Genomic DNA, 673 nt, shown 5'->3' with positions numbered 1-673 from the left:
TCTCTTGCCAACTTGGACTGCACAAGGGTATGAGAAACATCACCCCGGCCGTATCACCCCATGCCTTGAAGGCTGGCTTTCTGAGCCAATAACGATCAACTGTTATACACCAGCAGGGCGTCATCCTCTTCGCTTATCCGTACTGCTTGAAGATATTCACCAAAGTATTCCGCTAGATTGGAAATATTGAGACAAATAAAAAGGCCATCAACATGATGGCCTTTTCTCACAACCGCTCAACAGAGCCGGTTTAAACAACTGTCTCGATTACGCTAGTAGTTCTTTTGCTGTGTTCACTACGTTTTCTACAGTGAAACCAAACATTTCGAACAACTGGTCAGCAGGTGCAGATTCACCGAATGTTGTCATACCGATGATACGACCGTCGAAACCAACGTACTTGTACCAGAAGTCTGCGATGCCCGCTTCAATAGCGATACGTGCTGTTACGTCTGATGGTAGAACTGCTTCACGGTAAGCTGCGTCTTGTTTGTCGAATGCATCTGTTGATGGCATTGAAACCACGCGTACTTTCTTACCTTCTGCGGTTAGTTGCTCAGCGGCTTTCACTGCTAGCTCAACTTCAGAACCTGTTGCGATTAGGATTAGCTCAGGTTTGCCATCGCTGTCTTTCAGGATGTAAGCACCTTTCGCGATGTCTGCAACTTGCTCA

1 protein-coding gene and 1 pseudogene are annotated in these 673 nt (G+C 46.7%); one reads left to right on the top strand and one right to left on the bottom strand.

Annotated features, from left to right (window positions below):
* A pseudogene (locus R7O13_RS27495) lies at positions 1-190 on the top strand (LysR family transcriptional regulator); the annotation flags it as partial.
* A 77-nt stretch (positions 191-267) separates the two neighbouring features.
* Here the strand turns inward: R7O13_RS27495 and R7O13_RS27490 are convergent.
* A partial coding sequence (locus R7O13_RS27490; RefSeq protein WP_318305279.1) for a transketolase-like TK C-terminal-containing protein occupies positions 268-673 on the bottom strand: 406 nt, incomplete at its 5' end.

The sequence above is a fragment of the Vibrio sp. Y176 genome (assembly GCF_033438945.1).
This window is presented reverse-complemented; position numbering and strand designations above follow the sequence as displayed.